Below are 4,429 nucleotides of genomic sequence, written 5' to 3' on the forward strand. Positions count from 1 at the left end.
GCTCAGCCCGGCGTCCTGCGGCGGCGGCGCCCCTTCGCCGCCGCGACCAGGGCGGGCACCGTTGCGAGCTTGACGCGCGGGCGGCCGTGCTCGCGGCCACGGGCCGCCTCCGCCCGGTCGATGGCGGCCAGCCCCCGGGCGTCGACGACGTCACGGCCGCGGCGGCGGGCGAGGCGGCGGAAGGCGGTGGACGGGTGGGCCGGGGAGGGCAGGGCGCCCGCCATGGCGTCGGCCAGCAGCGTTCCGACGGTCTCGGCCGCGCAAGTGCGGTTGGCGCCGATGCCGCCCGAAGGGCCGCGCTTGATCCAGCCGACGACGTACGTCCCGGGCATACCGCTCACCCGGCCATCCTGGTGCGGTACGGTGCCCGACGCCTCGTCGAAGGGCAGTCCCGGCACGGCCACGCCCCGGTAGCCCACCGCCCGCAGCAGCAGGCCCGCCGGGATGTCCCGCTCCCCCGGCCCCGCTGTCACGCGCACGGCCGTGACGCGGTCCTCCCCGAGCGCCTCCACCGGGGCGGAGTGGAAGCGGAAGACGATGCGCCGGCCCGGTTCCGGGGGCCGCGACCAGTCCACCGCCCGGCGCTCCACGTCCCGCAGCAGCGCCGCCTTCCCTCCGGGGGCCGCCCCGTCGATCGCCGCGCCGGTCCTGGGGTCGTGGTCGTCGACGACCAGGCCGACCCCCGGCAGGTGCTTCAGGGCGAGCAACTCGGAGGCCGTGCACGCCGCGTCCTCGGGGCCGCGCCGCCCCAGCAGGACCACCTCGCGCACCTGGGACCCGCGCAGCGCCGCGAGCGCGTGGTCGGCGATGTCCGTGGCGGCCAGCGTGTCGGGGTCCGCGACGAGGATGCGTGCGACGTCGAGGGCGACGTTGCCGTTGCCGACGACCACCACACGGTCCGCGGCCAGGTGCACGGAGTCGGGCGCCACCTCCGGGTGGGCGTTGTACCAGGACACGAACGAGGTGGCCGAGGCGCTGCCGGGCAGATCCTCCCCCGGGATGCCGAGCCGGCGGTCGGTGGAGGCGCCGACCGCGTAGATCACCGCGTCGTGGTGTGCAGCGAGTTCCTGGGCCGTGATGTCCCTGCCGACCTCGACGCCCAGATGCATCCGTACCCGGGGGTGGGAGTGGAACCGGGCGAAGGTCTCGCCGACCTTCTTCGTCGCGGGGTGGTCGGGCGCCACGCCGTAGCGGACGAGGCCGCCCGCCACCGGGAGCCGGTCGACCAGGGTCACCTCGGCGTTGGTGTGCAGCAGCAGATCCTCGGCGGCGTACATGCCGGCCGGTCCGGTGCCGACGACCGCCACCCGGATCGGGGCGAAGTCGGAGGGCAGGCTGCGCTCGAAGGTGGGCTCGCCCCAGACGTGGAAGTTCGGCCCGGCGGGGGCGGGTTCGGGCTCCCGGTCCGTGAAGTAGGCCGCGTTGATGGCGGCGTACTCCTTCTGCGCCCCGAAGAGGCTGTCCACCGGGAAGATCGCGTCGACCGGGCAGGCATCGGCGCAGGCGCCGCAGTCGATGCAGGTCTCCGGGTCGACGTGGAGCATCTCCGTACTGCCGAACGCCCGCTCCTGCGGGGTCGGGTGGATGCAGTTGACGGGACACACGGCGACGCAGGTGGCGTCGGAGCAGCAGGTCTGGGTGATGGCGTAGGTCATCTCGTCGTCTCGGGTCGTGGTCGGGGATCGGCGGCGCGGATCATCGAGGCGGGTCCTCCGCTCGGTTCGTCGGCCGGGGGTACGGAGCGGGCCGTCGCCCGGAGGCGTGGACCCGGGTCGTCTGCCGGGGCCGCGGGCCCGGGTGGTCGGCCGGAGGCGCGGGCCCGGGTCGTCGGCCGGAGGCGTACGCCCCGGATCAGATCAGCGAGGCCCGCTTGTAGAAGAACAGCGCGGGCTTCGTCAGCAGCCGGGCCGAGGCCAGGAACTCCATCAGCCCCGAACAGCTGGAGCGCATCAGCGACTTGTGGTGCTCGTTGACCTTGGCCTCGGCCCGCGCGCGCCGGGAGTCCAGGCCCGCGTTGGCGTAGACGTCCCGGTTCACCATGCTGGTGACGATGTAGTACGAGGCGATCGCCACCACGACGGCGTTGAGCTGACGCCGTACCGCTCCCGCGTCCCGCAGCCGTTTGCGGGTCTCGTCGCGGGCGAACTTCATGTGCCGCGACTCCTCCACGACATGGATGTTGTTGATGGTGCGGACGAAGGGCGCGACCCGCTCGTCCCGCATCCAGTCGCGCTGCATGACGTCGAGGACTTCCTCGGCGACGAGTATCGCCGCGTAGGCCGCCTCGCCGAAGGCCAGGGTCTTGAAGGCGCGTCCCAGCTCCACCACGGGGCGGCGCGGCCGGTAGGCCGGGGCGCCCAGCTTCGCCGCGCCCCGGGCGAACATGATCGAGTGGCGGCACTCGTCGGCGACCTCGGTGAGCGCCCACTGGAACCGGGGGTCGGTCGGGTCCTTGGCGTACATGTCGCGGAGCACCATCTGCTGGAGGATCATCTCGAACCAGATGCCGGTGCTGGCGACGGAGGCGGCTTCCTGGCGGGTGAGCGCCTTGCGCTGGGCGTCGGTCAGCTCGTTCCAGTAGGCGGTGCCGTAGAGCGTGGACCACTCGGGGCTCGCGCCGTGGTGGTCCGGGTCGAGCGGGGTCTCCCAGTCGACCTGGGTGGCGGGGTCGTAGGAGAGTTTGGCGGCCGAGTCGAGCAGGCGTCGGGCGACGTCCTGCTCGGCGAGCCGGTCCTGGTCCTCCGGCCGAACGGTGCTGCTTGACATGGTGCGGCTCCTTGAATCGAGAGATCGACCCGGCGCCGCCCGAGCCGTCCCCCACCGCGTTCCCGCCCGATGAGATCGATGGCCGCCGAGCGCCGCCCCCGCTTGTTAGACACCGCGTCTAGCAAGCTATTAGACGCAAGGTATAGCAAGAGGGCGGCGCGGGCCTAGACCCGTGCGGGGAATCTGTACGAGCTCTCCACGGCCCGGCGCGCCGCACACCGCGGAGCGGCAACGGAAAGCCGGCCCGCCTCGGTGGTGGTGAGGCGGGCCGGCAGGTGTCCGGGCCGTACGGAGAGGGCCAAGGGCCCCGGCGGGCAAGGGTGTTACGCCGGGGCGCCCGGCCGCACCGCTATCGCGCGGGAACAGCGGTGTCGGGACCGGGCTCGCCCGGGGCCGGCTCCGGCTCAGGGCCCTGATCCTGCTCCGGCCCCTCCTGCGGATCGCTGAGCTGCTCGCGCACGTAGTTCCAGACGACGGCGACCAAGGCCGCGATCGGCACCGCGATCAGGCTGCCCACGACTCCGGCCAGGCTGCCGCCGAGCGTCACCGCCAGCAGGACCACCGCCGCGTGCAGACCGAGGCCGCGGCTCTGGATCATGGGCTGGAGGACGTTGCCCTCCAGTTGCTGCACCGCGATGATGATCGCCAGCACGATCAGCGCGTCCGTCAGGCCGTTGGAGACGAGCGCGATGAGCACAGCGACGAAGCCCGCGAACACCGCACCCACGATCGGCACGAACGCGGTCACGAACGTCAGCACCGCCAGCGGAAGCACCAGGGGAACGTCCAGGATCCACAGACCGATGCCGATGAGGACCGCGTCGATCAGACCCACGAAGGCCTGGGACCGCACGAACGAACCGAGCGTGTTCCAGCAGCGCTCGGCCACGACGGGGATGTCGGTGGCGAGCCGGCCGGGCAGCTGACGGGTGAGCCACGGGAGGAACCGCGGGCCGTCCTTGAGGAAGAAGAACATCAGGAAGAGGGCCAGCACGGCGGTGACCAGGCCGCTGAAGACGGTGCTCACCCCGGTGACCGCCGTGGTGACCACGCTGCCCACACTGTTCTCGATGCGGTCGACGGCGGCGTCGAAGGCACCGGTGATCTGGGCGTCGCTGATGTTCAGCGGCGGGCCGGCGGCCCACTCGCGCATCCGGCCGATACCCGCGACGACACCGTCGGCGAGCTGGCCGGACTGGGAGGCGACCGGCACCGCGATCAGCGCCACGACTCCGGCGCCGACGACGAGGGACAACACGGTCACCAGCGCCGCGGCGGGTGCGGGCCGCCATCCGCGGCGGCGCAGGAAGCGGGCCGGAGGCCAGGTCAGGGTGGTGAGCAGCAGACCCACTATGAGGGGCCACACCACCGACCACGTCCGGCCCACAAGCCACAGGACGACGGCGGCCATCAACAGGACCAGCAGCAGTTCGACCGAGACGCGTGCCGATCTGCGGAGCGCGGCCGCGGTCTTCTCGGAGCTCAACGTGGCAGACATGGCCTCACCCTACGAGGGGCCCGGCCCCTGACCCGCATCCACGGGAAGCGGCGGCCCGTGGCGCCCGCCCCGGAACAGGTCCGAGGGGCAGCACCGTGCGGTGCTGCCCCTCGGGCCACCCGGGCCGCCACCGCTCAGGGGGGGCGTTGCGGGGGTGGCGCCGGT

Annotated in this window: 3 protein-coding genes; all 3 read right to left on the bottom strand. The window is 73.0% G+C overall.

Annotated features, from left to right (window positions below):
• Window positions 1-2 precede the first annotated feature (2 nt).
• The 3 genes from AB0917_RS33655 to AB0917_RS33665 all read right to left on the bottom strand — a co-directional run bounded on the left by AB0917_RS33655 (window position 3) and on the right by AB0917_RS33665 (window position 4,264).
• Window positions 3-1,655 carry an FAD-dependent oxidoreductase gene (locus AB0917_RS33655; RefSeq protein ID WP_366823508.1) on the bottom strand — a complete coding sequence of 551 codons (1,653 nt, stop codon included), beginning with the start codon at window positions 1,653-1,655 and terminating at the stop codon, window positions 3-5.
• A gap of 196 nt (window positions 1,656-1,851) precedes the next feature.
• Window positions 1,852-2,766 carry a diiron oxygenase gene (locus AB0917_RS33660; protein ID WP_366823509.1) on the bottom strand — a complete coding sequence of 305 codons (915 nt, stop codon included), beginning with the start codon at window positions 2,764-2,766 and terminating at the stop codon, window positions 1,852-1,854.
• A gap of 349 nt (window positions 2,767-3,115) precedes the next feature.
• A complete protein-coding gene (locus AB0917_RS33665; protein WP_366823510.1) occupies window positions 3,116-4,264 on the bottom strand; it encodes an AI-2E family transporter in 1,149 nt (382 codons plus the stop codon).
• Between the last annotated feature and the right edge of the window lie 165 nt (window positions 4,265-4,429).

Origin of the sequence: Streptomyces sp. NPDC007346, from assembly GCF_040703535.1 — a bacterium.
Classification (GTDB): domain Bacteria; phylum Actinomycetota; class Actinomycetes; order Streptomycetales; family Streptomycetaceae; genus Streptomyces.

Bases quoted from the DNA above. Each gene is read 5' to 3' on its own strand.
- AB0917_RS33665 (WP_366823510.1), bottom strand. From the start codon at position 4,264: ATGTCTGCCACGTTGAGCTCCGAGAAGACCGCGGCCGCGCTCCGCAGA.
- AB0917_RS33660 (WP_366823509.1), bottom strand. From the start codon at position 2,766: ATGTCAAGCAGCACCGTTCGGCCGGAGGACCAGGACCGGCTCGCCGAG.
- AB0917_RS33655 (WP_366823508.1), bottom strand. From the start codon at position 1,655: ATGACCTACGCCATCACCCAGACCTGCTGCTCCGACGCCACCTGCGTC.